Here is a 26,878-nt window from a genome sequence, read left to right as displayed (position 1 = left end):
GGCGCCGAGCCAGGAGGCACCATGACATCAGTTCCATCGCCCACCACCGAGGAAGCAGGCCCCACACCCGGTCCGCTCGACGGTTTCCGGGTGCTCGAACTCGGGACACTGATCGCCGGACCGTACTGTGGCCGCCTGCTCGGGGATATGGGCGCCGACGTCATCAAGATCGAGGCGCCGGATCGCCCCGATCCGCTCCGCGACTGGGGGCAGGCCGAAGGCGGCCACCAGTACTTCTGGTCCGTCCACGCTCGCAACAAGCGGTGCGTGAGCCTGGACCTGCGCACCGAGGACGGCCGCGATATCTTTCTCGAACTGGCGCGCACGGCCGATGTCGTGGTGGAGAGCTTCCGGCCCGGCACACTCGAACGCTGGGGTATCGGATATGACGTGCTCAGCATGCGGAATCCGCGGACGGTACTGGCCCGAGTCTCCGGGTACGGGCAAACCGGACCGTATGCCTCCCGCCCGGGATACGCCTCGGTCGCCGAAGGCGTCAGCGGCCTGCGGTACCTCAACGGTTTTCCGGGACAGGCACCACCCCGGATGGCGCTGTCCCTCGGCGACAGTCTGGCCGGTCTATTCGCCTTCCACGGTGTCCTCGCGGCCCTGCTGGTCCGCGAACGAACCGGACGCGGACAGGTCGTCGACACCGCCCTGACCGAGGCCGCGCTGGCCATCCAGGAGTCGACGATCCCGGACTACCACAAGACCGGGCATATACGGCAACCATCGGGTACGCGCCTGGATCGCGTGGCACCGTCGAATCTGTACCGGTCCAAGGACGGATTGTGGGTGATCATCGCGGCCAACCAGGACACGGTGTTCCGGCGGCTGGCCGCGGCCATGGGGCGGCCCGCCCTGGCAGCCGATCCCCGCTATGCGACGCATAGCGCCCGCGGTGAGCATCAGGACGAACTCGACGAGATGATCGGCGACTGGGCGGCAGACTTCACCGCCACCGACCTGATCGAGCTGTTGACCCGGTACGAGGTGGTCGCGGGCCCGGTGAACACCGTCGCCGAAGTGATGAACGACCCTCAGTTCACCGCGCGCGGGATCTTCGTCGATCATGTCGATCCCTCGCTCGGAAGTGACGACGTCGGGTTCGACCCGGTCCCGGTCAAGGGCGTCGGTGTGGTTCCCCGGCTCAGCGAAACCGCCGGCGGCGTCCGGTGGGGCGGCGCGAGCCGTCCGGGAACCCACACCGACGAGGTGCTCGGCGGGCTGCTCGGCTACGACCGCGACCGGCTGGCCCGGCTGCGCGCCCAGGGCACGATCGCATGACCCCCACCATCGATATTCGTGAGGTGGGACCACGCGACGGCCTGCAGATCGAGCACCCCATACCCACCGAGGCCAAGCTCGAGTTCATCGAGTCGCTCGTCGCGACGGGTGTGCGCCGTATCGAGGTCACCTCCTTCGTCTCGCCGCGCGCGATTCCGGCGCTGGCCGATGCCGAGCAGGTCGCCGCCCGGCTCGATCGTTGGCCACAGGTGGAGTTCTCCGCCCTGGTCGCGGGGGTCGGCGGGGTGCGTCGGGCGCTCGACGCCGATATCACCCGCCTGGAGTACGTCGTATCGGCATCCGACGGGCACAGCCGGGCGAATGTCGGTCGCGACAGCGCCGAATCGATCGCACTCATCACCCCGATCGCCGAACTGGTTCACCAGGCGGGCGGTCACCTCGAGGTGATCATCGCCATCGCCTTCGACTGCCCGTTCGACGGCCCCACCTCCCCCACCCGCGTCGCCGAGATCGCCGGGCACGCGATGGTCTCGGGAGCCGACGCGCTCACGATCGCGGATACCATCGGCACGGCCTCACCGGTCCGCACCGGCGACGTAATCGACCGCGTCCGCGCCGTCGCGCCCGATGCCGACCTCGGTATCCACCTACACAACACCCGCGGTCAAGGCCTGGCCAACGCCTGGGCGGCCTATGACCACGGCATCCGCCGGTTCGACGCGTCCGTCGGCGGCCTCGGCGGTTGCCCCTTCGCACCGGGCGCGAGCGGAAATATCGCCACCGAGGAACTGGCCTACCTGTTCGAGGACGGCGGCATAACCACCGGCATCGATATCGACAAGGCTCTCGATGCCGCACGACTGATCTCCCGTCTGCTCGGCAAACCTGTTGACAGCGATCTGCTCGTCGCCGGTGGCCGACCCATGCCCAGGAGCGCGGCGCGGGCCTGACACGCCCGACGCCCAGCAGGAACGAGAATTCACACCGCCTCGGAGGAGGTCTCTCATATGGACGAACTTGCCGACCGCTTCTTCGCCGCCGTCGGCGCCGGCGACACGGCCGCCCTGACCGAGATATACGCGCCCGACGCGCGGATCTGGCACAACGACAAAAACACCGAGGAGACCGTCACCGAGAATCTCCGAGTGCTGCGGTGGTTGTCACGGACGGTGGAAGACCTTCGTTACGAGGAGATCCGGCGTTATCCGCTATCCGACGGTTTCGCCCAGCAGCACGTCCTGCGCGGTTATCTGCCCGGGCACGGACCGTTGGAGGTTGCGGCCGCGTTGTTCGTCCGGGTGCGGAACGGCCGGATCGCCCGTATCGACGAGTATGTCGACTCGGCGGCGACCCAACCGCTACGTGCGATGTCCACCTCGGCTCGGGAGCGGCAATGACGGCGATCAACCGACCGGAGGGACATATCGCCGAATTGACCGCGCGGATGCGGTCGTTCATCGACGAGGAGGTCATCCCGCAGGAGCCCGCGTTGGCCGCCGATGATGACGCCGCACGCGCGAGTCTGGACCGGCTGCGGGAGCGAGCCAAAGGACTCGGGCTGTGGGCACTCGGCCATCCGGCCGAACTCGGCGGCGGCGGACTGCCGTTCCTCGATTTCGTCTACCTCAACGAGATCATCGGCCGCTCGGAATTCGGCCAGTTGGCAGTCGGTTCGGTGTCCATGCAGGACACCCTGATGCTGCACCGGCACGGTACGGACGAACAGCGGCGCCGCTGGATCCCTCCCATGGTGGCCGGCGATATCCTGCCGTCGGTCGGTCTGACCGAGCCGGAGGTCGCCGGCTCCGATCCCACCCTCATCGCCACCCGCGCGGAGCTCCACGGTGACAGTTGGCTCATCAACGGACACAAGTGGTTCACCACGGGGGTGGCGCAGGCAGCGTACTGTACGGTATTCGCCCGGACCGAGCCCGACTCCGTGCCGAGGCACGCCAGGATCAGCGCGATCATCGTGCCGACCGATACCCCCGGATTCGAGATCGTCCGCTCCATCCCCACAATGGGCCACGACCCGAGCGACCACTACGAGGTCCGGCTCACCGACGTGCGCGTTCCGGCCGCCAACCTGCTGGGTGAGCGAGGCAGGGGTTTCACCGTGGCGCAGGACCGCCTCGGCGCCGGCCGGATCTTCCACGCCATGCGTTGGCTCGGACAGGCCCAGCGCGCCTACGAACTGATGTGCGACCGGGCGAACAGTCGGTTCGCGCACGGCTCGCTGCTCGCGGACAAGGGCGAAATCCACCGGTACATCGCCGAATCCGCCGCGGAGATCCATGCCGCCCGACTGATGACCCTCGATGCCGCCCGCGCGATGGATGCCGGGGCGGACCATCGGGTACGGGTCGGCTTGGTGAAGTTCTGGGGCGCACGCATGCTGCACAATGTCGTCGACCGCGCCATTCAAGTCCATGGCGCGCTCGGCCTCACGGCCGACACCCCGCTCGAACGCATGTACCGGCAGGCGCGCTATGCCCGCATCTACGACGGTCCCGACGAAGTGCATCGCATGTCCACGGCGCGTCGACTCCTGCGTTCCCCCGAGGCCGCACCATGGCGGTGAGGACACAACCCACGGCACCCGGTCCGCTCACGCCGGCCGACGGTGTCCGCGCGGTGCTCGGTGCGGCCACCGGTATCGGGATCGTCGAGGTCGAACTGCGGCAGTTCACCGGCGGCGCCAGCAGGCAGGTCTATGCGGTCACCGCCCGCGATCAGGCGGGCGGTGAGCTGCGGGCCGTCCTGCGCCGTGATCCCCCCGGACACGGCGACGCCGCCCGGATGCGCGCCGAGGCGGCCTGTCTGCGGGCGGCGGCCGCGGCGGGGGTTCCCGTGCCCGCCGTACTCGCCTCCGGCGACACCGCACCCGGAATCGACGCTCCCTACCTGTTGATGGATATGGTCGACGGCGAGTCGATTCCCCGGAGACTACAGCGGGAACCGGAGTTCGAGCACCTACGCGCACGGCTCACCGACGAACTCGGCCATGTGCTCGGCCGGATTCACCGCATCCCGATCGACACGCTGGAGGCACTCGACGACCACAACCCGCTGGACGCGATCGAACAGATCTATCGCGACCTCGACGAACCCCGTCCGACCGTGGAAATGGGACTGCGGTGGCTGCGCGGCCACCCTCCCCTCCCCCGACCGAAGGCACTCGTGCACGGTGACTTCCGGCTCGGAAACTTCCTGATCGATCCATCCGGTATCCGGGCGGTGCTCGATTGGGAATTGGCTCATATCGGCAACCCGATCGAGGATCTGGGCTGGCTATGTGTGCGCGCCTGGCGCTTCGGCGCACCGGCGCCGGTCGGCGGACTCGGCACCCGCGAACAACTCCTGGACGGTTACGAGCGGGCCACCGGTACTCGGCCCACATCTGAAGAACTGCGATGGTGGGAGGTGTTCGGAACACTGAAATGGCTCGTTCTGAGCAGATTCCAAGCCCAACGCCACCTCGGCGGGGCGGAACGCTCGCTGGAACTGGCCGCCATCGGGCGACGCGTCTGCGAATCCGAATACGACCTGCTCACCGCCCTCGGTCTCTTCGACGAATCGGTATCCGAGCCCGAGGCACCGGGACCCGACCCCACCGTCCACGACCGGCCCGACGCCCTCGAGATACTCGATCTCGTCGCCGAAACGCTCGCCGCCGAGATCGGTCCCGCCCTACCCGCGGAACAGCAGCGCCGGCGATATCTCTCCCGTGTCTGTGTCAACCTGCTCGGCACCGTGGCACGCGAACTCCGCGCCGGCCCTGCGGCCACCGCCGAGGTCCACCGACTGCTCGGCGATATGGGCTGCGAATCGGAATCCGCACTGGCCGCGCTTCTGCGTGCGGGCGCAGTGGATTACGCCGACGACGACGTTCGCCACGTCGTGTCCGTCGCGGTTGCCTCCCGCTTACGCGTCACAAACCCCCGGTACCCGACCTGATCCGGGCGGCCGGCGAGTCGTCCCCTCGACCGACCGCCCGAACGCTCGCCGAGACCGCCGACAGCGCTGTCGGCGGTCTCGGCGAGCGTCGCGCCTTGCACCCATCAGGAACGCGACGATCCCGGGGAGGTGGAACGCCGGTAGAAGTCGCTGATCGCAGCGATCTCCATGGTCCGTACCCCGCAAGGCCGTGCGAGGGGCCGACCCGAGTTCCCAGCGGGTTGTTCGTCGCTCATGGATTCACTCCCGCAGCTGCCTCGATCCTCGGATAGGTGCTGCCACTACCGTGCAGGCCAGAATCCGCCGATGCCCTTCCCGAGCACGACAGCGCCCATGATGAGCAGTACGATCGCCATCACCATGTGGTTGTTGTCCTGCAGCCAGGCCCGCAGCCGCCCCAGCGGGGCACGCAGCCGGTCGGCGGCCAGGGTATAACCGAGAATCACCACCAGCACGCCGGCCGCGGCCAACAGCGTGAATACGACGACCGCGACGGCCTGGCCGCCCACGCTGATGCCGCCGGCCCCGATCACCACACCCGCGGACACACACAGCAGTAGGTTCTTCGGATTCACCGCTGACAGCAGAACTCCCAGCCCGACGGCTCGCCCGACGGTGAGCTCATTGATGGCCCGCATCCACCTCGGTATCGCCGTGTCCGCGCGGGCCCGCCACTGCAGCACCGCCAATCCCAACAGCAGCACCCCGAGCGCGATTTTCAGCCACGAGCCCGCCGTCGACGGTTGTCGGTCGGCCGGACCACCCATCGAGCCGGCCAACAAAACCATGATCACCGTCGCCGCCGCGATCCCGGCCACCCAGCCGAGCGCGAACCCGCGGCCGGCGCCGGCGGCGTTCTTCGACAGGATCATCATGATCGCGGCCAACACAGGGATCGGTGAGATCGCCACACCCACCGCGAGTGGCAGTAGATCACCGATGACAGCGCCCATTGCGCCAAGGGTAGGAACACGGTTCGGCTCACAGGCCCTTCGACGCAGGCGAAGCCCTGTGTCGTTGACGTATTGAGCCCATGTCGTTGCTTTCGACGGCCACCCCGGACCCTGTGAGAGCACTCATCCCATGTCCACGCCGCCCGAGCAGTGTATGCGGCCGTCCGCGCCGGACCAGTGGGAATTCGCCGTCGTCGGGGTCCCGGTAGCAACGCCGGAAAGTCCGACGAAGTTGTCCACTGTTGCGGATAACAGCCCGTTACCCGTGGTAATGGAAGCACCTACCTGCAACTACGCTGTCGGGCTGCGCGCCGAGCGGCACCCTTATCTGTGGTAGCTCCCCTTTCCGATCAGAGAGATACGTCCATATCCGTTGGTTTTGCGCGAAAACTACCGCAACCCCGTGTCCTCGTGGACCGTTGTTTCGCTCGGTTTGCCCGTTCGCCCGAGACCAACCGGTCGTCGTGGGATCTCCGGGCATCGCGCAACCGGGTGCGCACGACTCGGCACACGAGTGGAACACCGACACGGACACGCCCACCCGGATCGGGGCAGACATGCCCGCTGCGGTCGTCTCCTCACGAGAAGCTTTCGCGGAGTTCTCGTTTGAGAATCTTTCCGGTCACGTTCTTCGGAAGGGCCTCGACGAATTCCACCCGGCGGGGTACCTGGAATCCACCGAGGTGTTCACGACAGTTGGCGATGATGTCCTCCGCCGAGGCGGTGACGCCCTCGCGAAGGACCACCACCGCGCACACCACTTCTCCCCAGGTATCGTCGCGAACACCGATCGCGGCCGCCTCGGCCACGCCGGGGTGCCGATACAGGGCCTGTTCGACCGTCAGCGAGGCGATGTTCTCGCCGCCGCTGATAATGAGGTCCTTTTTCCTGTCGACGATGTAGACGAAGCCCTCGTCGTCCTGCCGAACCAGATCGCCGGTGCGAAACCAGCCGTCGGCGAAGGCATCGGCGGTCGCCTGCGGCTCGTTCCAGTAGCCGACGGTCACCTGATCGCCACGCACGACCATCTCCCCGACCTGCCCGGCCGGCACATCGTCGAAATCGTCGTCGACGATACAGATATCGGCCAACCGCATCGGCTTTCCGGCCGATGCGAGCAACTCGGTTTCACCGAGCGCTGCTCGATGATGCGCTGCGCTGTCCAGATGCAGCACATTGCCGGCGAGTTCGGTCATGCCCATCCCCTGATAGAAATCGCATCCGAAACGCTTCAGTCCCTCCCGCAACACGGTGGCGGGAATGGCCGACGAACCGTAGCCGACCGCTTGTAGGGAGTCGAGCGAATGTCGGTCCAGCTCGGGATCCTGTAGCAGGAAGTTGATCATCGTCGGTGCCAGTCCCGTTTGCGTCACCTGCCAGTCGTCGACCAGACGCAGGAAGGTCGCGTTGTCGTAGGCCCGCAGGATACCGACGGTGGCGCCCACCAGATGGTTCACCAGGGTGACGTACCCACCGACATGGCACAGCGGGAAACAGAACAGGAATACCGTCTCCTCCGGTAACTCCCACTGCAGCGCGGAGGAGGTCACACCGGTGAGCAGATTGCGATGGGAGAGCATCACCCCCTTCGGGGTGCCGGTGGTTCCGCTGGTGTACACCAACCATGCGACATCGCCGGGATCCGGACGCACGCGGGGAGCTTCGGCCACGGCGGCGCCGACGAATTCGTCCCATCCGACGGCATCGGGCGCCGTTCCGATCGATACCACAGTGGACACCGAGGGAATTCGGTCACGAATGCGGCCCACCATATCGGCGAACTCGGCGGCCACGATCAGCACCCGGGCGCCCGAATGCCGGATCAACGCGACGACCTGCTCCGGATGCAGCCGAAAGTTGAGGATCGTCAACGCCATACCCGCCATCGGCACGCCGTAGTAGCAGTCGAGGTACTGGGTGCAGTTTCCCGACAGGATCGCGACCCGGTCGCCCGGCTCGGCGACACCGAGCAGAGCGTTGGCGAGACGGCGGCTGCGGTCGCGCAACTGCCGATAGTCGACCGCTTCGTTCTCGAACCGCACCGCGATCCGATCCGGATGTTTGCGTGCACCGTATTCGACGATGTCCCCGATCAGCATTCCCGGTCTCCCTGCCGTCTCGACTTCCGCACGACCGTCATCACCGCGCTCACCTGACCGCGAGCGGATTGATCGGCGAGCCGACTCCGCGCGTGAACTGCAGCGGTGGTCCGGCATAGAAGAAATCCCATCGGCCGTCGGCCGCGCAGGCCTTGGCCAAATCCTCGAAATCGAGCATTTCGGCGAGCGTCAGGCCCATATCACGAATGAGCACCATATGGAGTTCGAACGCGGTTCCGGGATGCTCACCGGGCATCACCTCGACCGCCCAGTTGTCCGAGCCCACGACCGCGACGTCACGCTCGCGCAGCCAGGTCGCACAGGCCAGGCTCAGTCCGGGCTCCCCGGCCATGAATCCCGCGGCGTCACGATCGGTGAGAAACTTCTTGCGCCACCCCGTCCTGATCAGCAGGATGTCCCCCGCACCGACTCCCACGCCCTGGGCCGCGGCGACCGCGTCGAGCTCATCGGGTCCGATCGCGGTTCCCGCGTCGAGCCAGTCCACTCCGCGCGCCCGGGCAACGTCCAGTAGCACGCCGCGGCCGGCGATTCCGCCGGATTGGGTATGAATCCCACACTTGTCGGCGCCCTTGACCGTCACCCCGGAACCGGGATGCCCGTTGTAGAGCTGATCGTCATAGTGCACATGTGCCAGCGAGTCGTACTGCGAGCCGGCCTGTAGCGGCATGAACACGAAATCGTCGGCCCATTTGAACCCGCCCGGAAGCACCTGCTCCTGGCCGTTCTCCGACATCAGCCGTATCGGGTTGATCCGCGCACCGCCGGGTTGCGGGCCTTCACCGTCGAGCGGAATGCCCAGTTTGAAGGTCTGACCGGTGCGAATCAAACCCGCGGCGGCCACCACGCGCTCCGGGGTGATCAGGTTTGTGGTTCCGCGCTCGTCCTCGGTCCCCCATCGACCCCAGTTGCTGACCTTCTGGCCCAGTGTGCGCATGTCGGGAATTTCGGGCACCATCGCCTCCTTGCCGAACATTAATGACGTGACAGTCATGTCATCTTTCTCCCTCAGTGTGATCGGCAGCACTATCGGTGTCAATAGGAGACCACGCGGTAATCAAGGTGTGGCAATTGAAGAGCTATCCGCGGGAACCGACCGCGCTCATCCGGTGAAAGGCCACGCTTCGGGCGGGTTCGGCGCCGGCATGCCGGTGAAAGCCATACGCAGCCCGGATATTCACGCCGATCGGGAAATCCGGAGGCGATCAGATGGGGCTCCGGCCGTTTCGGCAACCGGTGATCACGCACCAGCAGCCGACACCATCCGATACCCGCTGACGACGAGTGTCCCATCGAGGGCGTATGCGGCCGGGCCGAGTTCGCGCAGTTCCCGGTACAACGGATAAGGGTCGGCATGCCCCGCTGGTTCGGTGAGCGCCGCCGGCACTCGGCCGACGCGCGACCCGGTATCGGTCGTCACGGTCTCCCCAACTATGTGACGCCACAGAATTCCCCCGACGAGCCTACCGCTCGGACCCCGGCTCCGACCCCGTCCGCCGGGGGATCGGTCGATCTCCTCCGTACCCGGCCTCGATACCGGAAAGACCGGCCGCACTCAATCACAGACCGCGCCGCGGGAGGCCGAACCCACGAGCCGCTGATACTTCGCGAGTACCCCACGGGTGTAGCGCGGCGGCAGTGGGGCCCAACCGTCGCGGCGGCCGGCGAGTTCGTCCGGATCGACCAGCAGGTCGAGGGTGCCCGCACCGACGTCCAGGCGTATACGGTCGCCGTCCCGAACGAACGCGATGGGTCCCGCGTCGACCGCTTCCGGAGCCACATGGCCGACACACAGGCCGGTGGTGCCGCCGGAGAACCGCCCATCGGTGAGCAACAGGACGTCCTTACCGAGCCCGGCACCCTTGATGGCCGCGGTGATCGCGAGCATCTCCCGCATCCCCGGGCCGCCCTTGGGACCCTCGTAGCGGATGACCACCACATCACCCGCCGAGATGGTCCCGTCCTCCAGTGCGTCCATCGCGGCCCGCTCGCGGTCGAAAACCCGTGCGGCGCCCACGAAGGCGTCGGATTCGAAACCCGCCGATTTGACCACGGCACCCTCGGGGGCCAAGGAACCGTGCAGGATGGTGATACCGCCGGTCGGATGGATCGGGGTGGACAGGGCGCGCATCACTTTGCCGTCCGGGTCCGGCGGCGCGATATCGGCCAGGTTCTCGGCGACCGTGCGGCCGGTCACGGTGAGACAGTCACCGTGCAGCAGCCCGGCATCGAGCAACGTCTTCATCAGCACCGGGACACCGCCCACCCGGTCGATATCGGTCATCACGTGCCGGCCGAACGGTTTGACATCGGCCAGGTGCGGGACGCGCCGCCCGATCCGGGCGAAATCGTCCAGACTCAGCGCGACCTTCGCCTCGTGCGCGATCGCCAACAGGTGCAGTACGGCGTTGGTGGACCCGCCGAAGGCCATCACCACCGCGATGGCGTTCTCGAATGCCTCGGTGGTGAGTATGTCGGAGGGGGTGATTCCGCGCCGGATCAGTTCGATCACCGCCCGACCGCTGCGGCGGGCATAACCGTCCCGGCGCCGATCCGTGGCCGGCGGCGCCGCGCTGCCGGGCAGCGACATACCCAGCGCCTCGGCCGCGCTCGCCATCGTATTGGCGGTGTACATACCGCCGCAGGCGCCCTCCCCGGGGCAGATGGCCCGCTCGATCGCGTCGACGTCCTCCCGGCTCATCAGCCCGCGCGAACAGGCCCCCACCGCTTCGAAGGCATCGATGACGGTCACCTCGCGTTCGCTGCCGTCGGACAGTTTCGCGATACCCGGCAGGATGGAACCCGCGTAGAGGAATACGCTCGCCAGGTCCAGCCGGGCCGCCGCCATCAGCATCCCGGGCAGCGATTTGTCGCAGCCGGCGAGCAGCACCGACCCGTCGAGCCGTTCGGCCTGCATCACGGTCTCCACACTGTCCGCGATCACCTCACGCGAGACCAGGGAGAAATGCATTCCCTCGTGGCCCATCGAGATACCGTCGGAGACCGAGATGGTGCCGAACTGCATAGGGAATCCGCCGGCGGCGAACACACCCTCCTTGCAGCCGCGGGCCAGGCGATCGAGCGACAGATTGCAGGGAGTGATCTCGTTCCACGAGGACGCCACACCGATCTGGGCCTTCGCCCAATCCTCGTCGCCCATACCGACCGCACGCAGCATCCCTCGCGCCGCGGTCTTCTCCAAGCCATCGGTAACGTCACGGCTACGCGGTTTCATCTCGGGTGAAGTCGGGTCATGAGACACGCTGCCCATCATCCTCCCGCCGCACCGAAAACCGCCGGACCGACAACCGGAGTCATCGGATCAGTCCGGCGATCGGGCTGTGCTCGAACCGCGCGAGCAGCTCGGCGGGATCGTCGTAGACGGCCCGCGCCCCCGCCTCACGCAATTCCGCCTCACTGATCCCGCCGCACCGGAACCCGACGAAGGACACCCCAGCACGGCGACATGCCTCGGCGTCCCATACGGTGTCGCCGACGAAAACCGCCCCGGCGGCGTCGACGCCGGAGCGGTCCAGGGCGATGCGCACGATATCGGGCCGCGGTTTGGCCGTCTCGACATCCTCGCCGGAGGTCTGCACCGACACCACCTCCTCCCCGCCGAGCACCTCGCGCAGGGCGGCGAGCTCATCCTGCGGCGCGGAGGTCGCCAATACGACGGTCGGCCCGGACGCGGCAACACGGTCGAGCAGTTCCCTGGCGCCGGCGGTCCGCCGCATGAGCGGACGGGTATCCAGGTAGTAGCGCAGATGCAGGTCCTTCGCTCGCTGTGCGGTCTCTTCGTCGGCGTCCGGGAGCAGCGTGTCCACCAGGAGCGACCCGTCCATGCCCACACAGCGGTGCACCCGCCAGGCATCCACCCCCGCGCCGACCTCGCGGAAGGCTCTGGACCAGGCGTGGACATGCAGGTAGTTGGAGTCGACGAGGGTGCCGTCGATATCGAACAGCACCGCACCCGAGGGGTCGCTGTCAGGCATGATCGGCGATTACCCGCCCATCCGATGCCCAATCGTGAACCCGTGGGCAGCGGCGCTCGGTCGACGGGTTCGCCGACCTGGACCAGCGCCTTGCCCCGCTTCTCACCGGTGAACCGCCACGCGTACGCGTCGAGAGTGTTCTCCAGGCCTTGGTTGACGTCCTCCCGGTCTGAAGGCCCGGAATTCCTGCCATGCCGCTGGCCGGCATCTCGGTGGGTTCCTGTTTCACCGGGGCTCGCTTTCCGCTAGGCGGAAAGGCTCACAGTCCTTCCGCAGGCGTTTGGCCTCCCCCCGTCCGGCGGCGAGAATGTTTTGTGCGGAACTCGCCGAAACCCCGATCGACGAATCCTTGATCGAGGCCGAACTCAAATGGTCCGCGCTACGCGGACATCCGTTCACGATGGTGTCGGTCTGGATATCCGGGCGATAGGCGCCGGGTCGCTCGGTGGGCGATATCCCGGACCCTCGTGTCGTTGCGTTCGGCCCGTGTCACCGCCTCAGCGGAAATTCGACGACGAAGCGCGCGCCACCGGACACGCCCGCGTCGACCCGGATGGTGCCCCCGTGGTGTTCGACCACGTCGCGGACGATGGCGAGGCCGAGGCCCGCACCGCCCTCGTCCCGGCTGCGGGCATCATCGAGACGGACGAAACGCTGGAAGATCCGCTCCCGATCCGCCTCCGGTACCCCGGAACCGTCGTCGACGACTTCGACAACGGCCGTATCGGCCGCGCGCTCGAGCACCACCCGTACCGTCGTCACGGCATGGCGTTGCGCGTTGTCGACGAGATTGCCCAGGACACGGGCGATCTGGGTACGGCTTCCGGCGACCACGATCTCCTCGTCGGGCAGTGCGGTATCGACCGGTATGCGGTCACCTACCCGGTGGGACAACTCGTCGGCGATCAATGCCGTCAGGTTCACCCGGTCCGCACGAGGCTGTTCGCCCGCGTCGAGCCGGGCCAGAAGCAGCAGGTCGGCCGCGAGATGTTCCAACCGGACGGTGTCTCCGAGCAGGCCGTCCAGCTCGAGCAGACCCGGATGGGCCTGAGCCACTTCGAGTTGGGTGCGCAGGCTGGCGATGGGGCTGCGCAGCTCGTGCGCGGCATCGGCGATGAACCGACGCTGCCTTTCCGAGGATTCCTCCAGTGCCGCGAGGGTGTCGTTGGTGGTGGCGGCGAGTCTGGCGATCTCGTCGCGCGAGGCCGGCTCGGGGACACGTCGCGACAGATCACCGTGCATGATCTCGGCGAGCTCGGTCCGAATGGCCTCGACGGGGCGCAGCGCCCGGCGAGTGACCAGCCAGGTCACCACGGCGACCACGGCGAGCAGCAGCGGCAGGCCGATCAGCATGGCCCGTCGCACATCGGCCACCGCACTGTCGGCGGTGTCCAGGGACGCGCCCGCGTAGACGGTGACCGGTCGACCGTCGGGAGTCGAGCCCGCGAGCGCGGCGACGCGGAAGTTGTCGGGGGCGGTATCGCCCACACTCAACCGCACGTCGCCGAATACCGCCTCGATGGTGGAGGGGGTGACGTCGGCGGGGACGGTGAGGGCCGAACGGCCGGCCGCCGGACCCGCGGAAGTATTCGCGTCGACACCCGTACCTCGTCCGGCCACGGGCCCTTTCGGGCTCACGCCGTCGTCGGCGCTGTCGGTCTCGTCGTCATCGTCGGTCTCGTCGCCATCATCGTCGGCCTCGTCGTCATCCTCGTCATCGGTGACGTGGTCACGGCCGCCGGCCGCCGCGGTCGAGTACGGCCCGAAGTTCGCCATCGGGCCTGGGCCGCGCAGGTCGGGATCGGCGGCCAGGACCTGCCCGTCGACCGAAACGACCTGGACGGGTTCGTCGTCGGGATCGGGCAGCTGTAAGCGCGCGAGGTCGGTTCCCGCCTCCAATTGGGTGACGATATCGCGCGCGGTGTTCTCCGCCTGCGTGCTCGCGCTCTCGACCAGATTCTCGTGCAGCGCCGAGAGCACGACCAGCCCGGTGGCCGTCAACGCCGCCGCGACGACAACCGTCGCCGCCGTGGTGGTGCGGGCCCGCACCGAACTCCACCACGATCCCCGTCCACGCGTCCGCTCAGCCACGGTCGGCCGCCAGCCGGTATCCCGCGCCGCGGACCGTCAGAATGGTCCGGCACCCGAAAGGCGCGTCGATCTTTCGGCGCAAAGCACTGATGTACACCTCGACGATGTTCGGGTCCCCGTCATACGCGAAGTCCCAGACGTGCTGCAGGATATCGGTTTTGGACACCACCTCACCCGCCCGCACGGCCAAGTGCTCCAGGACCGCGAACTCCTTGGCGGTGAGCACGATCTCCCGATCACCGCGGCGGCACATGTGGGTACCCGGGTCCACGACGAGATCGCCGACACGCAGGACCCGCGCACCGCCGCGGGTGCGACGGCGTAGCAGGGCGCGGATACGAGCGAGCAGCACCACATACGAGAAGGGCTTGCCGATATAGTCGTCGGCGCCGGTGTCCAGGCCTTCGGCCTCGTCGTACTCACCGTCCTTGGCGGTGAGCATCAGTATCGGGGTCTCGTGGCCCGCGGCCCGCAGGGCGGCGCACACCCGGTAGCCGTTCATCCCGGGCAGCATGATGTCGAGAATGATCAGATCGTAGTCGGACTCGGTGGCCCGGTGCAGGCCCTCGGCGCCGTTGTGCACGACGTCCACGGCGAAACCCTCGGCGGTCAAACCCTTGGCCAGCGCGAGAGCAAGACGCTTCTCGTCCTCCACGATCAGCAGACGCATCCCTCCAGAGTGTCAAATACTTGCTGAAACATTCTTCAGGTGGCTTCAGGTCGCCTTCAGCATCGCCCTGCCACAGTGGTGGCCACATTCGGGAAGGACACCCCCACAGGAGGTTTCACCATGGCAAGCGTCTTCCGCCACGCGGTCACCGGACTTCGTTGGCTTCTCATCGGCGCCGTGGTCGCGGCCGTCGTCGGCGGCGCCGGTATCGGCGTCGCCACGGTCGCCCTCGGCCACGAGCCGCAGGGCCGCACCGTCTCGCTCGACCGTCCGATCGGCGAGTGGTCGTTGGCCGCCGACCCCGGTATCGACCGGCGGCAGGCCATGGACGCCGCGGAGGCGGCGGTTCCGGGCAGTACGGCGGTCTCGGCCGAGTTCGATTCCGAACACCGCCCGGCGGTATGGGAGGTGGAAGTGGTGTCTCCCGCCGGTGTGGAGTACGAGGTGACCATCGACGCGAACACCGGCGAGGTCCTCGGCGCCATCGACCACGACTGACCCGTCCCAGAGGCGGGCGTGTTCGCCCGGTGGCCGCCATGATGAGGGGTGGCGGGCACCGGTGAACGGGCGATCGGCCATACAGAGCTCCGGCGCGGCACACCCACGCTGCCGCCGGAGTTTCCGTCATTGCGGTCGCCGCACCGTGGACGCGGAGCAGCTGTTGAGGCAGTAGACTTCCCAGCGCTGTTGTCTGCGAGATTTCCGGACCGAACGGAAGGCGACCCGCTGATGACGATGATCCAGTTGTCCGCACCCGACGGCGATATCGCGGCCCAATGGGAGTCACCGGAGGGCACCGGACCGTGGCCCGGGGTGGTTCTGCTGCACGACGGGGTCGGCCTGTCCCCCGATATCCGCCGCAACACACGGCTGCTCGCCGACAACGGATACCTGGCCATCGCGCCCGATCTGTTCGCTCGCGGAGCCCGCTGCGTGCCCGGTGTCTTCCGCGACCTGCTGTTCACCGGCGACGGAAAAGCGGTGCGCGATGTCCTCGCCGCGCTTCGGCGCTTGCGCGAGGACCCCTCGTGTACGGGCCGGGTCGCGGTGGCCGGCTTCTGCATGGGCGGCGGATTCGCCCTGTTGACGGCACCCCGCGGTTTCGACGCCGCCGCCCCTTTCTATCCGAGCGGTCGCGGCAACTATGCGGATATGCTGCGCGGCAGCTGCCCGATCGTCGCCTCATACGGCCGGCTGGACCCGGTCAATATCGGACGTGCCCGCAGACTGGAGCAGGTACTGGACCACTACGGCGTGGACCACGACGTGAAGACCTATCCAGGCGTCACCCATGCCTTCGCCAACCGGCTACCCGTCGAATCGCTGCTGCGGGTGACGGGTCTCGGCTACGACGAGGAGGCCACCGGCGATGCCTGGCGCCGCGTCTTCGCCTTCTTCGACAAACACCTGAGAGCCCCCGCGACACGGTGACCGCCGCTCACTCACTCCACCGATCAGACGATCTCGTCGATCAGCCCCCATTCCAGCGCACGGCGCGCCTCGAGTGCGCTCCCCGTGACGAACAGGTGCAGAGCCCGCCACCGACCTATCCGACGAGGCAGGCTCACGGTGCCACCGGCTCCGGGAAGCAGACCCATCGTCACCTCCGGGAGGCGGAAGACCGTATCGGGTGTGGCGATGACACTGCCCGCGAACGCGGGGATCTCGATCCCGGCGCCGACGCAGTGACCGTGCAGGCGCACCTCCATCCGGTCCGCGAGGCGCGCGACCAGACGGCCGGCGCCGCCGCGGGTTCGGATCAGGTGGGCGGTGGCGGTATCCGGGGCGTGGCCGAACTCGTCGAGGTCACCGCCGGCGCAGAACGACGGTCCCGCGCCGGCGAGCACGATTTTCGCGATGGTGTCGTCGAGCAGGGGTAGCCGTAGCGCGTCGACCAGGGCGTCACGCAGCGCGGTGCCGTAGGCATTGCGGCGGTCCGGCCGGTTGAGCGTGATGTGCAGGATGTCACCGTCGCGGTCGATCAGCACCGGGTCGGCGGCCGGCGGCGGCAGCGGCCGATCGAGGTGGCGGCGCTGTTCGAGCCAACCGCGGAATTCGGCGCCGCCCTGCAGAGTGGAGTAGGCGAGCGATTCGATATCGATCGCCTCGGGCACCGGCAATGTCTCCGATATCCGCACCACCTGCCCGGCGATAAGCGCCGCCTGCGGATAGCGCGCCACGCGCTCGACGAACTCGGCGAGCGCGGTATCGATATCGTCGGCGCCGACCACCGCCCGGTCCGTGGGGTCCGGGCCCACCGCGTAGGTCAGGTCCAGTGCGGCTGTCAATGACGCGAGGCCGGCAGGGACGGGCCCGGCGCAGCGGCCGATGACCAGCTTGTCCAGCGTGGGCACCCGGGTGGCCGCGGCCGCGGCCACCCGGGTGTTCGCACCGTCGAGCTCGACGATCAGAACGGGTTCGGGCAGGGTGGCGCCGGTACCGAGAATCGAGGTTTCCACGGCACCGTCGGCGAGTTCGGCCGCCGTGATGGTTCGCACGATCGTCATATTCGCCGTCCAGACCTCCCGGGGCGAAATGTAGCATCGGTCGCGTGTGGACTCCCAGGCGCCCGGATCGGGTCCGGGATTGGGCGGAGAGCGGAGCCGTTTCACTCACCGGCCGCAGCACCGGCGCACCGGTGGTTCCGCCCGGCCGGGCCGCGACTGTCGCCCGCGCGCAGAGCGCGTGGATCGCGGAGGTCACCGGGGGGGCCGTGCGCCTCGACGGTGCACGTCTACTCGCCGAACGCGCCGCGTTCACCGGCCATCGCCGTGCCGGTGCGGTATCGGCCGGCGGAGCATGCCGGCTGCTGCCGACGGGCGACGGGTGGGCCGCCGTGTCGTGTGCCCGACCTGACGATCCGATGCTGCTCTCGGCGCTGGTCGGCGCCGATGTCGAAGACGATCCGTGGCCCGCGGTCGAGGCCTGGCTGCGCGAGCACACCGGCGCCGACCTCGCCGAGCGCGCCGACCTGCTCGGAGTGGCAGCCGGTCCTGTCATGGTGCCGGACATCGCCGTACCGGTTCCGCCGCGTCCCCGCGTGCCCCGCCCGGTCGCCGGGTTGCGCGTTGTCGACTTCAGTGCCCTGTGGGCGGGCCCGCTGTGCGCGCATCTGCTCGGTCTGGCCGGGGCGCGAGTGATCAAGGTCGAAACGCCGTCGCGGCCCGACGGTGCCCGCCGCGGCGACCCCGAGTTTTATCGGCTGCTGCACGGTGGCCACGAGTCCGTCCTGCTCGATCCCGCGCTCCCCCGTGACCGTGCCGCCCTGGCAGCGCTCGTCGCCGCCGCCGATATCGTGATCGAGGCGTCGCGCCCGCGTGCCCTGATCGGCTTCGGCCTGGACGCCGCCGAGTTCATCGCACACGGTGGCACCTGGTTGTCGATCACCGCATACGGACGCGATTCGAACCGGGTGGGCTTCGGCGACGATATCGCGGCCGCCGCTGGGCTCGTCGCCCGCGACGGCGAAGGGCCGATGTTCGTCGGCGACGCGATCGCCGATCCACTCACCGGTCTGACCGCGGCCGCCCTGGCGATGTCGGCGCCCCCGGGAGGCGCGGGAAAGCTGTGGGATATCTCGATGACGGCGGTGGTATCGAGCACCCTGGACGCGGCCGAAAACGCTGCGCCACAACCCGTTCGGATGGGCGATCGGTGGTATGTCGCCACCGCCACCGGCTCCGTGGCGATCACCGAGCCGCGGCGACGCGCGCCCCGCGGCATCGCCGCCGACCCGGGCCGCGATACGGCGGCGGTGCTGGGCGAGTTGGGAATCGCGCGATGACCGGGCTGTTGTTCCGCCACGTCGAACTTCCGGCCGGGCCGTGCGATGTCGCGGTCCACGGCGACCGTGTCACGGCGATCGGCCCGGGCCTCGACGCCGGTGGCGCCGAGGTGATCGATGGTCGGGGCGGCGCACTGCTGCCGGGACTGCACGATCACCACCTGCACCTGCACGCTACGGCGGCGGACGCCGCCTCGATCCGGTGCGGCCCGCCGCAGGTGAACACACCCGACGAACTGGCGCGGGCCCTGGCCGCCGCGCCCGGCGACGGCTGGATCCGAGGTACGGGCTACGTCGAAACCGTGGCCGGCCTGCTCGACGTCACGGCCCTGGACCGGCTGCACACGCGTCGGCCGGTGCGGATACAACACCGCAGCGGCGCGCTGTGGATACTCAATTCGACCGCCACGGCCCTGGCCCGGCTGGACTCGGCGGACCATCGGGGAATCGAGCGGGACGAGACCGGACAGCCCACCGGCCGGGTATGGCGGGCCGATGCCTGGCTGCGCGAGCGCCTGTCCGATACCGGTGGTCCGCCCGCCCTGGACACGGTGGGCGCGGACCTGGCCCGGTTCGGTATCACCGGAGTGACCGACGCGACGCCGGATCTACCTCTCGGCTCGTCGACCGCGCTCCTCGACGCGCACGTCGGTGGCGCGCTACCCCAGCGGCTGCACCTGCTGGGGGTGCCCCTGGGTGCCGGGCTCGACGGTGCGCCGACCACGGTGACCATCGGTCCTTACAAGATCGTGCTCGCCGACTCGGAGACGCTCGATTTCCAGGCCCTCACCGATACCGTGCGCCGCTCCCATGCCACGGAACGCCCGGTGGCCGTGCACTGTGTCAGCCGCGAGGCGTTGTTGCTGCTGCTCGCGGCACTCGACGAGGTCGGCGCGGCCGGGGACCGGATCGAGCACGGGGCGCTGATACCAGCCGAGACGATCGATCGGCTGCGCCGGCACCGGATCTGCGTGGTGACCCAGCCGGGATTCCTCGCCCACCGTGGTGACGACTACCTGCGGCGAGTCGACCCCAGGGACCTGCCCGACCTGTACCGCTGCCGGTCGCTGCTCGACGGTGGGGTGCCGTTGGCGCTGTCCAGCGACGCCCCGTACGGTCCGCTGGACCCGTGGGCGGCGATCGACGCCGCGACGAACCGCCGCGCACCTACCGGCGATATCGTCGGGTCACCGGAACGGATCACGAGCCGCGCGGCCCTCGAACGGTATCTGTCCCCGCTCGAGCGACCGGAAGCTCCACCCCGCACGGTGGGGGTGGGCGCTCCGGCCGATCTGGTTCTGCTCGACCGTCCACTCGGCGAGGTACTGTCGGCTCCCACTGCGGAAGCGGTGCGCCTCACCGTGTTCCGCGGTGAGATCCGATACCACCGCTAGCGTGAGCGGTTCTCCACCTCTGCGTGGAGGCGCCTACCGCGAGCGCTGCGAGACAGACCGGGGTCCACCGATACCGGACCGGCTGCGAGCACCACGCCGCCACCTCCACCGATGCCGTGTTCGGGCGAATCAGGACCCCCTCGGCGAGGAATTGACAGCGCGGGTCTCTCCCCTCATCGACGCTCGTCCGAACAGCCGGCCTCGTACCCTCGCATCACCGAGCCCGTGCGGGACATGCCCCCTCGGGGACGGAATCGGCCACCGACATGACCCGGGCGCGGCGCGCCGCTCAAACCGTTCACTCCCGCCGTTCGGCGGGGTATACGGGAAGGTCGTCATCCCACGGCTGGCGGACGACCATATCGGCGACGCGCACATAACCGCGCTCGAATTCGCCGGTCGCCGCGTCCACGAGACGGTAGCGCTGGGTCTGCCGGTGAATGGGCTGTGCGTCCAGCAGCACCACCCGCACCTCACCGGGCTCGAAACCGCAGCGCTGCTGCAGGGCAGTGATCAGCTGTTCGTTGTGCAGATGGCCGTCACCGAAGTTCCAGCCCAGGGCCGTGGAGCAGATACGCTCACCGTCGGTGAGGGTGTAATCGTCCTCGTTCTGACCGGCCATCGCGCGATGAGCCAGCGTGAACAGCGCCTTGCCGTGGGTGTTGAAGGCACGGAAGGCGTACCCCAGATACAGCGGGATCTGCGCCGCTTCCCGGCTGCCGTAATACCGCTCGAGCTGCGCGGCGGGCATGGCCGCGACGGCGACGATCCCAGTGCGGATCTTCGCGTCGGCCGAGGGCTTGATGCACCACAGCGTGGTGTCCCAGTTACCGGCGTAGTACCGCATACCGGGCAGGAACGACACCTCGCGCGGGAACAGGTTCCCCGTGATCACCACCCCCGCGAGAACGATCGGCAGAATCACCACCGGCAACGGATTGCCCACATCGGCCACGCCCACGTCCGCATGCGCGACGAACAGCGCCAATACACCGAAGATCATGAAGACGTTCCACTCGAGCGGCACGCCCATCGGAATCGCCGTGAGGATCACCAGGTGAAAACAGATCAGGGCGGTGGCGGCCACAGCGGTCGGCCACCCACCGTGGCCGAAGAACAGCACCAGTGGCGCACACATCTCGACGGCGGTGCCACCGTGGGCGAACAGCCGCGACAACCATCCCGGCCGCAGATCGTCGGGGAACCGCTCGAAGAACAGGCGTTTGACGGCACGGGGCCGGACCACCGGACTGTTGGACATCATCGTCGACACCACGAACGGGAAATGCTTGTTCAGCTTCGACACCGCTGCGCCGATCCAGATGATGACGAATACGGCCTTGGCGGCGACGATCATATCCGCGCCGCCGAAGAGAAAGGTGACGGCGAGCGCGGCGTACACCTCGCCGCGCGCCGCCAAGAAGATGACCTTGTCACGCAGGCCGAGCACCGCGAGCAGGCCGAGAACAACCGCGATCTGCCAGACCGGCAGAATCCCGACGGTCGTACCGAGCACCGGCACCGGACCGGTCCCGTCCGAGACCAGCGCCACCAGCAGCGTGATCAGCAGCATCGCGTACAGCAGTACGTCGAATCGCGTGCGGGCCGTGCCGCGGGTGAACGGCACTCGTTCCGGCCAGGGCGGCAGCCGAATGGTGTCGGGTCGCAGCCAATACAGGATCGAGCCCATCGGCGGGAAGAATCTGTTGTTCAACGGTCCGAACCCACAGCCGAGTCCGAGGACCTCGAACAGCATCGTGAAGAGCACGACCTTCTGGAAGACGATCGGCTCCGACCACCACGAGCCCATATCGGTGAACCCGTCGATGCCCGCGGTTGTCAGCGCGAACAGCCACCCTCCCAGGATGTAGAGGACAATCTTGCCCACGTAGCACAGGTGCAGCGCCACCGATGTGCCGAAACCCACTTCGGCCCAGTGCCGGGCCATCGGGCGGATCTTCTCCGCCCTGGTGCCTTTGCTCCACTCGGCGATGTCGACCACCGGCAGTTCCGGCCGGAGAATATTGAACAACCGATCCGTTCCGCCCACTACGCACCCGATCCCATATGTAAGGACACCCTTTGTAGCGAATTCGCGCTGTCAAAGGTGTCTTTTCGTCGTTCGGAGACCATCCGCGGACGCAGCGGCGGACAGTGGTCACAACCGTGACCGACCAACCGACTTCCCTGATCATCCCACCCTGCTACCGCCGGCGGGTGAGAACAACCATGCGCCCGCCGGGCAAATGTGGCGCATCGTCCCCGCAAACGGGACCTGCTATTGATTCGGTTGCACACCGAAACCGCCTGCCGCCGGCACTATCGAGGCAGGGAAGGCCGAGCGCGCCCTCGCGGTCGCCGCCCACACAGCCCGTCGGGACCGCACTAAAACATAGGGTTTCCCCTACTTCTTCCAGCGTTTCGACCTGCAAGAATATGGCGGGTACATAATGCTTCCAGCCTGAGATCGCGTAGAACGACCGGTCTTCGTCCCGTCAGAAAAGGTTCACGATGACCTCCATCTCGTCTCCGGCCGCCCAGCGGCCCAAGGAGAACATCCCCGGACCGCACGGAAAGTTTCGGACGGCGATCTCCTTCCAGCGTTCTCCCCTGCCCTTTTTGGCCCACGCCGTGCAAACCTACGGCGACGTGGTCGCCGTCGACATACCCAAACTGCCGTTCGTCGTGGTCAACCACCCCGACCACGTCGATCACATCCTCAAACGCCACCATCGAAACTACGACCGCCACGGCCCGTCCTTCGATATGGCCCGCAACTTCTTTGGCAATGGGCTGGCAACCGCCGCCCGGCCCGGATGGCTCAGCCAACGCCGCCTGCTGCAACCCGCCTTCCACCGCAAGCACATCACCACCTTCGGCCAGATCATGACGAGCACCATCGCCGAAACCCTCGAGCGATGGGGAACGGTTTGCGCACGAAACGACACACTCGACCTGCGCGCCGAGATGAGCAACCTCACCCTACGCATCGTCGTACGCGCCCTGTTCGGCATGAACCCTCCGGACACGGTGATCCGCCGGTTCACCACCTCGGTGGAGACCTCCACCGAAGAACTGGCCACCTACATGCGGTTCCCGCTGATACCACTGTCGGTACCGACCCCCGGCCACCGACGATTCCACCGGGCCATGGCAACTCTGGACGAAATCGTCTACGACATGATCGCACGGCAGCGCCGCGAAGACGGCGACAACACCAGCCTGCTGTCGCTGATGATCCAGGCCCGCGACGCCGACACCGGCGAAGCCATGAGCGATACCCAACTCCACGACGAAGTGCTCACCATGCTCTTCGCCGGACACGAAACCAGTGCAACCACCCTGTGCTGGGCCTGGTACCTACTCGGCCGCCACCCCGAAACCGAACAACGCCTCACCGAAGAAGTCGACCGCGTACTCGGCGGGCGCCACCCCGATATCTCCGACACAACCCAGCTCGCCTGCATCAGACGAGTCGTCCTGGAAACACTGCGACTGTATCCCCCCGCATGGCAACTGCTGCGCCGGGCCGAAACAGATGACGAGATCTCCGGCTACCACATATCTGCAGGCACCCTGGTCTTCTGGAGCTACTATCTGATCCACCGGCACCGCGACTTCTGGGACCAACCCGAACAATTCAACCCCGATCGATTTACCGATCAGGATGGAATCATCGGCGACAAACCCGGTTTCTACCCATTCGGCGCGGGACCGAGGCTGTGCATCGGCAACACATTCGCCATGGCCGAGATGCAACTGGCCATGGCGATGATACTGCAACGCTTCCGAATGACCCCCACCGATACCACAGAGATCCCACCGAAAGCCAGCCTCACACTCCAACCCGCAAAACCATACACAGTCCGCCTCTCACCACGAGAGAACACACCGTAACAATCGCATCAGAAACTGTTCACCTTCTCCACTGTATTGGTGCCCATGCCTACCTCTTCTCCTCTACGCGCCGAGCGCAACAGCCACGTCGACCGAGACCTGCTGCCCGACACCCCGCCGCCCTTTCCTTACGGTTGGTTCGCCGTCGCCTTCTCTTCCGAGTTGACACCGGGAAAAATCGTGAAGAGGCGCTTTATGGACCGGGAAATCGTGCTGTATCGCACGGATTCCGGTGATGCCGCCGCCGTCTCGGCCTATTGCCCCCATCTCGGGGCGCATTTCGCCTACGGCGGAAGCGTCGAGGGCGAGGAACTACGGTGTCCTTTTCACGGTTTCAAGTTCTCCACATCGGGCCGATGCACCTCGACGCCCTACGGTCCACCGCCACCCAGCGCCCGCCTGCGGGTCTTTCCACTGCGTGAGGTATGCGGAGTGGTAATGGCCTGGCATGGCCCCACCGATGAAGTGACATGGGAAATCGAGGCGCCGGACGAATCACCGGAATGGCTCCGGTGGCGGACCAAGAAGATGCGGTTCCGCAGCCATCCGCAAGAAGTGACCGAGAACAGCGTCGATATCGGCCATTTGGCGGTCCTGCATCGATTCGACGAGGTGCGCACGGTCGACAAGCTCACCGCCGACGGCCCGCGTTTGCGTGCCCGGTATTCGTTCCGACGTCCGTTCCCCGGTACGCGCGGTATCCGCACCGAGATCTCCATTCGTGTGGACGGCCTCGGGTTCTCGCTTGTCGAACTGAGCCTCGATCTGGGATGGACGCTGCGACAACTCGTGTTGACGACTCCGACCGGTGAACGGGAAGTGGATGTCCATGTCGGCACGACCGTACGTTCACGCGGCCGGGGGCGTTTGGGACGCGCCCTGCTGTGGCCCGTGGAAGCATTGCTGAGCCGTGCCGTTCTGCGGGGAGTGGTACTGGAGCTGCGCCGTGACCAGCCGATCTGGGACAACAAGAAATACGTGCCGCGCCCGGCACTGACGGCAGGTGACGGACCGATCGGCGCCTATCGCAAATGGACCCGACAGTTCTATCCGGAAGGAGCGGATAAATGAGGACTGCACACGTGGTCGGAGCCGCCGCGGGCTACCGGCGTCGGCATCGACACCTCGGCGGACTTCCCGGCACGATTGCGCCGCCTCACCGTTCGGCGCGGCGCGTTACCGGGTTCGTCATAACCGTGATACCCGATCCGCAAGCGCTTGATTGAGTTCGTGGTACCGGCTTTCGAACACGGTGGCCAACCGGCCCAACAACGGGGCGGCGAGACCGGAGAAGTACTCGTAGTTCCGCAGCATCGTCGCGTCGTCGGCATAGGCGAGCTCGAAACCGTGCTCGCCGTTGCCGAGGCCGCGCATCGCGAAGCCCCCATCCCATACCAATCTGCGGGGTGCTTCGACAGTGCGAACCGTTACGCGGAAGACGCGCGGTTTCGAGGTGGCGGTGATTTTGGTATGCATGGCCAGTCTCGCGCCCGGCGCGAGGTGGCCGTCCACGGCCACGAAGAACGGATTCCACTCCGGGTACGCGGAGAAGTCGGTCAATACCTGCCACACCCGGTCGGGCTCCGCCGCAATCCGAATGGATGTATCTATCCTCCGCACCGGGTGCCTCCATATATTACTCGTCGACTTCGCTCCGCGATCGGGTGACGAAACCAAACGTATACCCGAACCGGTTTCGATCACAATATCCGACATCGCAGCAGACCGAGCGGCCCCATTCCGCTCACCGCTCGCACATTTCCACGGAAGAGCATGAGCCACGGACCACACCGCGAGGTGGATGGATTCGGCAGGATGCCGCAGAGTTTTTCCGGTCGCAGAGCATAACCCTCCTCAGCCGGTCGACCGGCCGCGTCTCGGTCGCCGGCCCGGTTCCCGGCAATTCCTTGATGTAGGGGTTCCCCTACTTGCCCCCTCGTATCCGATCGACAACCATTCCGTTGACCACGCCGTTCTATCTCAAGGGTAACCGATGCCGATATACTTGATGCCGGAATCCGAATCGGAGTCGAAAAGCGACCCCGAAGCCCTTGTCGCGGTGGCCAACTGCATATCAGGGCCTGCCCACTTCGATCCTTGGATCAAAGACTCGTTCGCGTCGGCTTTCGCCACTCTGGACGGTGTACCCGGAATCCGTGAATTCCACCTCCGCAGACTTTCCGGCTCTCATGATCACTGCCTTTTCATATCCATCACCCAATGGGACCATATTCACCATTTCGAAAGATGGCGGACAAGTGAGGAGTTCGTGACCGCGCATCCCAATCGGCGCGATTACGAGTGGGAGTTCCGGCAGATGCATAACATTCGTTACGATATCCCGGTTTCGACGGAAACCTCCATTGAGCACCTGGATGCGGACATCCTACGGCGATTGTCGGCCGATCACCCAGCCCTGGTACCGGCGGGCGCCGAGATGGTGGGTGAGATCCACTGGCTTCACGAATGAGGTATCCCCTCCGCGCTGCTCCCCGTAGCGGCGGCGCGCAGGGAATCACGGCGTATTCGACATACCCACCCACTGCGAACCACTTTTCCGAGCGATATCACCTCAAACCCCGTTGAAGGTCCCTGCTCTACCGACAATCCATCAACCACCCCGAGAGCCGGTCGGAGCCGTTTCCGGATGCCCCTGAGTCCGCCCACGGCTCCTGACCTCGAATCGGCCGACCGGACGAATCGTCCCGTCCCTGGATCGAGCGCCGCCCGAGTTGCCGCACTTGACACGGTCGGGAAACAACGCTCTCCATA

At 67.0% G+C, this 26,878-nt stretch carries 23 protein-coding genes; 12 read left to right on the top strand and 11 right to left on the bottom strand.

Features of this window, described 5'->3' with window-relative positions; translation table 11 throughout:
• The first annotated feature begins 21 nt into the window (after positions 1-21).
• The 5 genes from ON20_RS10730 to ON20_RS10710 are packed head-to-tail and all read left to right on the top strand — an operon-like array spanning position 22 to position 5,205.
• Positions 22-1,287 carry a CaiB/BaiF CoA transferase family protein gene (locus ON20_RS10730; RefSeq protein WP_051162146.1) on the top strand — a complete coding sequence of 422 codons (1,266 nt, stop codon included), beginning with the start codon at positions 22-24 and terminating at the stop codon, positions 1,285-1,287.
• A complete protein-coding gene (locus tag ON20_RS10725) occupies positions 1,284-2,198 on the top strand; it encodes a hydroxymethylglutaryl-CoA lyase (RefSeq protein WP_040834982.1) in 915 nt (304 codons plus the stop codon). Before ON20_RS10730 ends, ON20_RS10725 begins: the two co-directional genes overlap by 4 nt.
• A gap of 57 nt (positions 2,199-2,255) precedes the next feature.
• Positions 2,256-2,645 carry a nuclear transport factor 2 family protein gene (locus ON20_RS10720; protein ID WP_040834981.1) on the top strand — a complete coding sequence of 130 codons (390 nt, stop codon included), beginning with the start codon at positions 2,256-2,258 and terminating at the stop codon, positions 2,643-2,645.
• A complete protein-coding gene (locus ON20_RS10715; RefSeq protein ID WP_174361878.1) occupies positions 2,642-3,829 on the top strand; it encodes an acyl-CoA dehydrogenase family protein in 1,188 nt (395 codons plus the stop codon). The genes ON20_RS10720 and ON20_RS10715 overlap by 4 nt, the downstream gene beginning before the upstream one ends.
• Positions 3,820-5,205, top strand: a complete 1,386-nt coding sequence (locus ON20_RS10710; protein ID WP_040834980.1) for a phosphotransferase — start codon at positions 3,820-3,822, stop codon at positions 5,203-5,205. The genes ON20_RS10715 and ON20_RS10710 overlap by 10 nt, the downstream gene beginning before the upstream one ends.
• Positions 5,206-5,486: 281 nt before the next feature.
• On the opposite strand, the gene ON20_RS10705 is transcribed toward ON20_RS10710, so the two are convergent.
• From ON20_RS10705 to ON20_RS10675, 8 genes are all read right to left on the bottom strand, one after another.
• Positions 5,487-6,158 (bottom strand): GAP family protein, encoded by a 672-nt coding sequence (locus ON20_RS10705; protein WP_040834979.1) that lies wholly within the window; start codon positions 6,156-6,158, stop codon positions 5,487-5,489.
• A gap of 578 nt (positions 6,159-6,736) precedes the next feature.
• Complete coding sequence (locus tag ON20_RS10700) at positions 6,737-8,257, bottom strand: long-chain-fatty-acid--CoA ligase (RefSeq protein ID WP_040834978.1); 1,521 nt, start codon at positions 8,255-8,257, stop codon at positions 6,737-6,739.
• A gap of 49 nt (positions 8,258-8,306) precedes the next feature.
• Positions 8,307-9,233, bottom strand: a complete 927-nt coding sequence (locus ON20_RS10695; protein WP_040835022.1) for a cyclase family protein — start codon at positions 9,231-9,233, stop codon at positions 8,307-8,309.
• A gap of 282 nt (positions 9,234-9,515) precedes the next feature.
• Positions 9,516-9,695 carry a hypothetical protein gene (locus ON20_RS36270; RefSeq protein WP_157228786.1) on the bottom strand — a complete coding sequence of 60 codons (180 nt, stop codon included), beginning with the start codon at positions 9,693-9,695 and terminating at the stop codon, positions 9,516-9,518.
• Positions 9,696-9,830: 135 nt separating this feature from the next.
• On the bottom strand, positions 9,831-11,510 hold the full coding sequence (gene ilvD, locus ON20_RS10690) for a dihydroxy-acid dehydratase (RefSeq protein ID WP_245547160.1): 1,680 nt from the start codon (positions 11,508-11,510) through the stop codon (positions 9,831-9,833).
• Between the two features lie 79 nt (positions 11,511-11,589).
• Positions 11,590-12,270, bottom strand: a complete 681-nt coding sequence (locus ON20_RS10685) for an HAD family hydrolase (RefSeq protein WP_040834977.1) — start codon at positions 12,268-12,270, stop codon at positions 11,590-11,592.
• Between the two features lie 489 nt (positions 12,271-12,759).
• Complete coding sequence (locus ON20_RS10680; protein WP_083864822.1) at positions 12,760-14,361, bottom strand: sensor histidine kinase; 1,602 nt, start codon at positions 14,359-14,361, stop codon at positions 12,760-12,762.
• Positions 14,354-15,031 (bottom strand): response regulator, encoded by a 678-nt coding sequence (locus ON20_RS10675; RefSeq protein WP_040834975.1) that lies wholly within the window; start codon positions 15,029-15,031, stop codon positions 14,354-14,356. Before ON20_RS10675 ends, ON20_RS10680 begins: the two co-directional genes overlap by 8 nt.
• 120 nt (positions 15,032-15,151) lie before the next feature.
• Here ON20_RS10675 and ON20_RS10670 point away from each other — a divergent pair, with 120 nt between their 5' ends.
• Both ON20_RS10670 and ON20_RS10665 read left to right on the top strand, forming a co-directional pair.
• Positions 15,152-15,529, top strand: a complete 378-nt coding sequence (locus tag ON20_RS10670) for a PepSY domain-containing protein (RefSeq protein WP_157228785.1) — start codon at positions 15,152-15,154, stop codon at positions 15,527-15,529.
• Between the two features lie 231 nt (positions 15,530-15,760).
• Positions 15,761-16,462, top strand: a complete 702-nt coding sequence (locus ON20_RS10665; RefSeq protein ID WP_040834973.1) for a dienelactone hydrolase family protein — start codon at positions 15,761-15,763, stop codon at positions 16,460-16,462.
• Between the two features lie 23 nt (positions 16,463-16,485).
• Here the strand turns inward: ON20_RS10665 and ON20_RS10660 are convergent, their stop codons facing one another.
• The gene (locus ON20_RS10660) at positions 16,486-17,538 is read right to left on the bottom strand and encodes an enoyl-CoA hydratase/isomerase family protein (RefSeq protein ID WP_040834972.1); all 1,053 of its coding nucleotides are present in this window, start codon (positions 17,536-17,538) and stop codon (positions 16,486-16,488) included.
• 44 nt (positions 17,539-17,582) lie between these two features.
• On the opposite strand from ON20_RS10660, the gene ON20_RS10655 reads away from it, so the two are divergent.
• A complete protein-coding gene (locus ON20_RS10655; protein ID WP_040834971.1) occupies positions 17,583-18,815 on the top strand; it encodes a CoA transferase in 1,233 nt (410 codons plus the stop codon).
• The gene (locus tag ON20_RS10650) at positions 18,812-20,209 is read left to right on the top strand and encodes an amidohydrolase family protein (RefSeq protein WP_040834970.1); all 1,398 of its coding nucleotides are present in this window, start codon (positions 18,812-18,814) and stop codon (positions 20,207-20,209) included. The genes ON20_RS10655 and ON20_RS10650 overlap by 4 nt, the downstream gene beginning before the upstream one ends.
• A 298-nt stretch (positions 20,210-20,507) precedes the next feature.
• Here the strand turns inward: ON20_RS10650 and ON20_RS10645 are convergent, their stop codons facing one another.
• Entirely contained in the window at positions 20,508-22,232 is a 1,725-nt protein-coding gene (locus ON20_RS10645) for a DUF3556 domain-containing protein (RefSeq protein WP_040835020.1), read from the bottom strand.
• A gap of 488 nt (positions 22,233-22,720) precedes the next feature.
• Between ON20_RS10645 and ON20_RS10640 the strand changes: the two genes are divergently transcribed.
• On the top strand, positions 22,721-24,106 hold the full coding sequence (locus ON20_RS10640) for a cytochrome P450 (protein ID WP_051162144.1): 1,386 nt from the start codon (positions 22,721-22,723) through the stop codon (positions 24,104-24,106).
• Between the two features lie 45 nt (positions 24,107-24,151).
• Positions 24,152-25,177: a Rieske 2Fe-2S domain-containing protein gene (locus ON20_RS10635; RefSeq protein ID WP_083864821.1), complete on the top strand. Its 1,026-nt coding sequence runs from the start codon at positions 24,152-24,154 to the stop codon at positions 25,175-25,177.
• 117 nt (positions 25,178-25,294) lie between these two features.
• Here ON20_RS10635 and ON20_RS10630 read toward each other — a convergent pair whose 3' ends face one another.
• Positions 25,295-25,726 (bottom strand): SRPBCC domain-containing protein, encoded by a 432-nt coding sequence (locus tag ON20_RS10630; protein WP_040835018.1) that lies wholly within the window; start codon positions 25,724-25,726, stop codon positions 25,295-25,297.
• A 388-nt stretch (positions 25,727-26,114) separates the two neighbouring features.
• On the opposite strand from ON20_RS10630, the gene ON20_RS10625 reads away from it, so the two are divergent.
• Positions 26,115-26,576, top strand: a complete 462-nt coding sequence (locus tag ON20_RS10625) for an antibiotic biosynthesis monooxygenase family protein (protein ID WP_040834968.1) — start codon at positions 26,115-26,117, stop codon at positions 26,574-26,576.
• The last annotated feature ends 302 nt before the right edge of the window (positions 26,577-26,878 follow it).

The organism is Nocardia brevicatena NBRC 12119, from assembly GCF_000308495.1.
GTDB classification, from domain to species: Bacteria; Actinomycetota; Actinomycetes; order Mycobacteriales; family Mycobacteriaceae; genus Nocardia; species Nocardia brevicatena.
This window is presented reverse-complemented; position numbering and strand designations above follow the sequence as displayed.

Bases quoted from the DNA above. Each gene is read 5' to 3' on its own strand.
- ON20_RS10665 (WP_040834973.1), top strand. From the start codon at position 15,761: ATGACGATGATCCAGTTGTCCGCACCCGACGGCGATATCGCGGCCCAA.
- ON20_RS10660 (WP_040834972.1), bottom strand. From the start codon at position 17,538: ATGACGATCGTGCGAACCATCACGGCGGCCGAACTCGCCGACGGTGCC.
- ON20_RS10720 (WP_040834981.1), top strand. From the start codon at position 2,256: ATGGACGAACTTGCCGACCGCTTCTTCGCCGCCGTCGGCGCCGGCGAC.
- ON20_RS10725 (WP_040834982.1), top strand. From the start codon at position 1,284: ATGACCCCCACCATCGATATTCGTGAGGTGGGACCACGCGACGGCCTG.
- ON20_RS10640 (WP_051162144.1), top strand. From the start codon at position 22,721: ATGACCTCCATCTCGTCTCCGGCCGCCCAGCGGCCCAAGGAGAACATC.
- ON20_RS10700 (WP_040834978.1), bottom strand. From the start codon at position 8,257: ATGCTGATCGGGGACATCGTCGAATACGGTGCACGCAAACATCCGGAT.
- ilvD (WP_245547160.1), bottom strand. From the start codon at position 11,510: ATGAAACCGCGTAGCCGTGACGTTACCGATGGCTTGGAGAAGACCGCG.
- ON20_RS10715 (WP_174361878.1), top strand. From the start codon at position 2,642: ATGACGGCGATCAACCGACCGGAGGGACATATCGCCGAATTGACCGCG.
- ON20_RS10625 (WP_040834968.1), top strand. From the start codon at position 26,115: ATGCCGGAATCCGAATCGGAGTCGAAAAGCGACCCCGAAGCCCTTGTC.
- ON20_RS10685 (WP_040834977.1), bottom strand. From the start codon at position 12,270: ATGCCTGACAGCGACCCCTCGGGTGCGGTGCTGTTCGATATCGACGGC.
- ON20_RS10705 (WP_040834979.1), bottom strand. From the start codon at position 6,158: ATGGGCGCTGTCATCGGTGATCTACTGCCACTCGCGGTGGGTGTGGCG.
- ON20_RS10730 (WP_051162146.1), top strand. From the start codon at position 22: ATGACATCAGTTCCATCGCCCACCACCGAGGAAGCAGGCCCCACACCC.
- ON20_RS10695 (WP_040835022.1), bottom strand. From the start codon at position 9,233: ATGGTGCCCGAAATTCCCGACATGCGCACACTGGGCCAGAAGGTCAGC.
- ON20_RS10670 (WP_157228785.1), top strand. From the start codon at position 15,152: ATGGCAAGCGTCTTCCGCCACGCGGTCACCGGACTTCGTTGGCTTCTC.
- ON20_RS10650 (WP_040834970.1), top strand. From the start codon at position 18,812: ATGACCGGGCTGTTGTTCCGCCACGTCGAACTTCCGGCCGGGCCGTGC.
- ON20_RS10675 (WP_040834975.1), bottom strand. From the start codon at position 15,031: ATGCGTCTGCTGATCGTGGAGGACGAGAAGCGTCTTGCTCTCGCGCTG.
- ON20_RS10710 (WP_040834980.1), top strand. From the start codon at position 3,820: ATGGCGGTGAGGACACAACCCACGGCACCCGGTCCGCTCACGCCGGCC.
- ON20_RS10635 (WP_083864821.1), top strand. From the start codon at position 24,152: ATGCCTACCTCTTCTCCTCTACGCGCCGAGCGCAACAGCCACGTCGAC.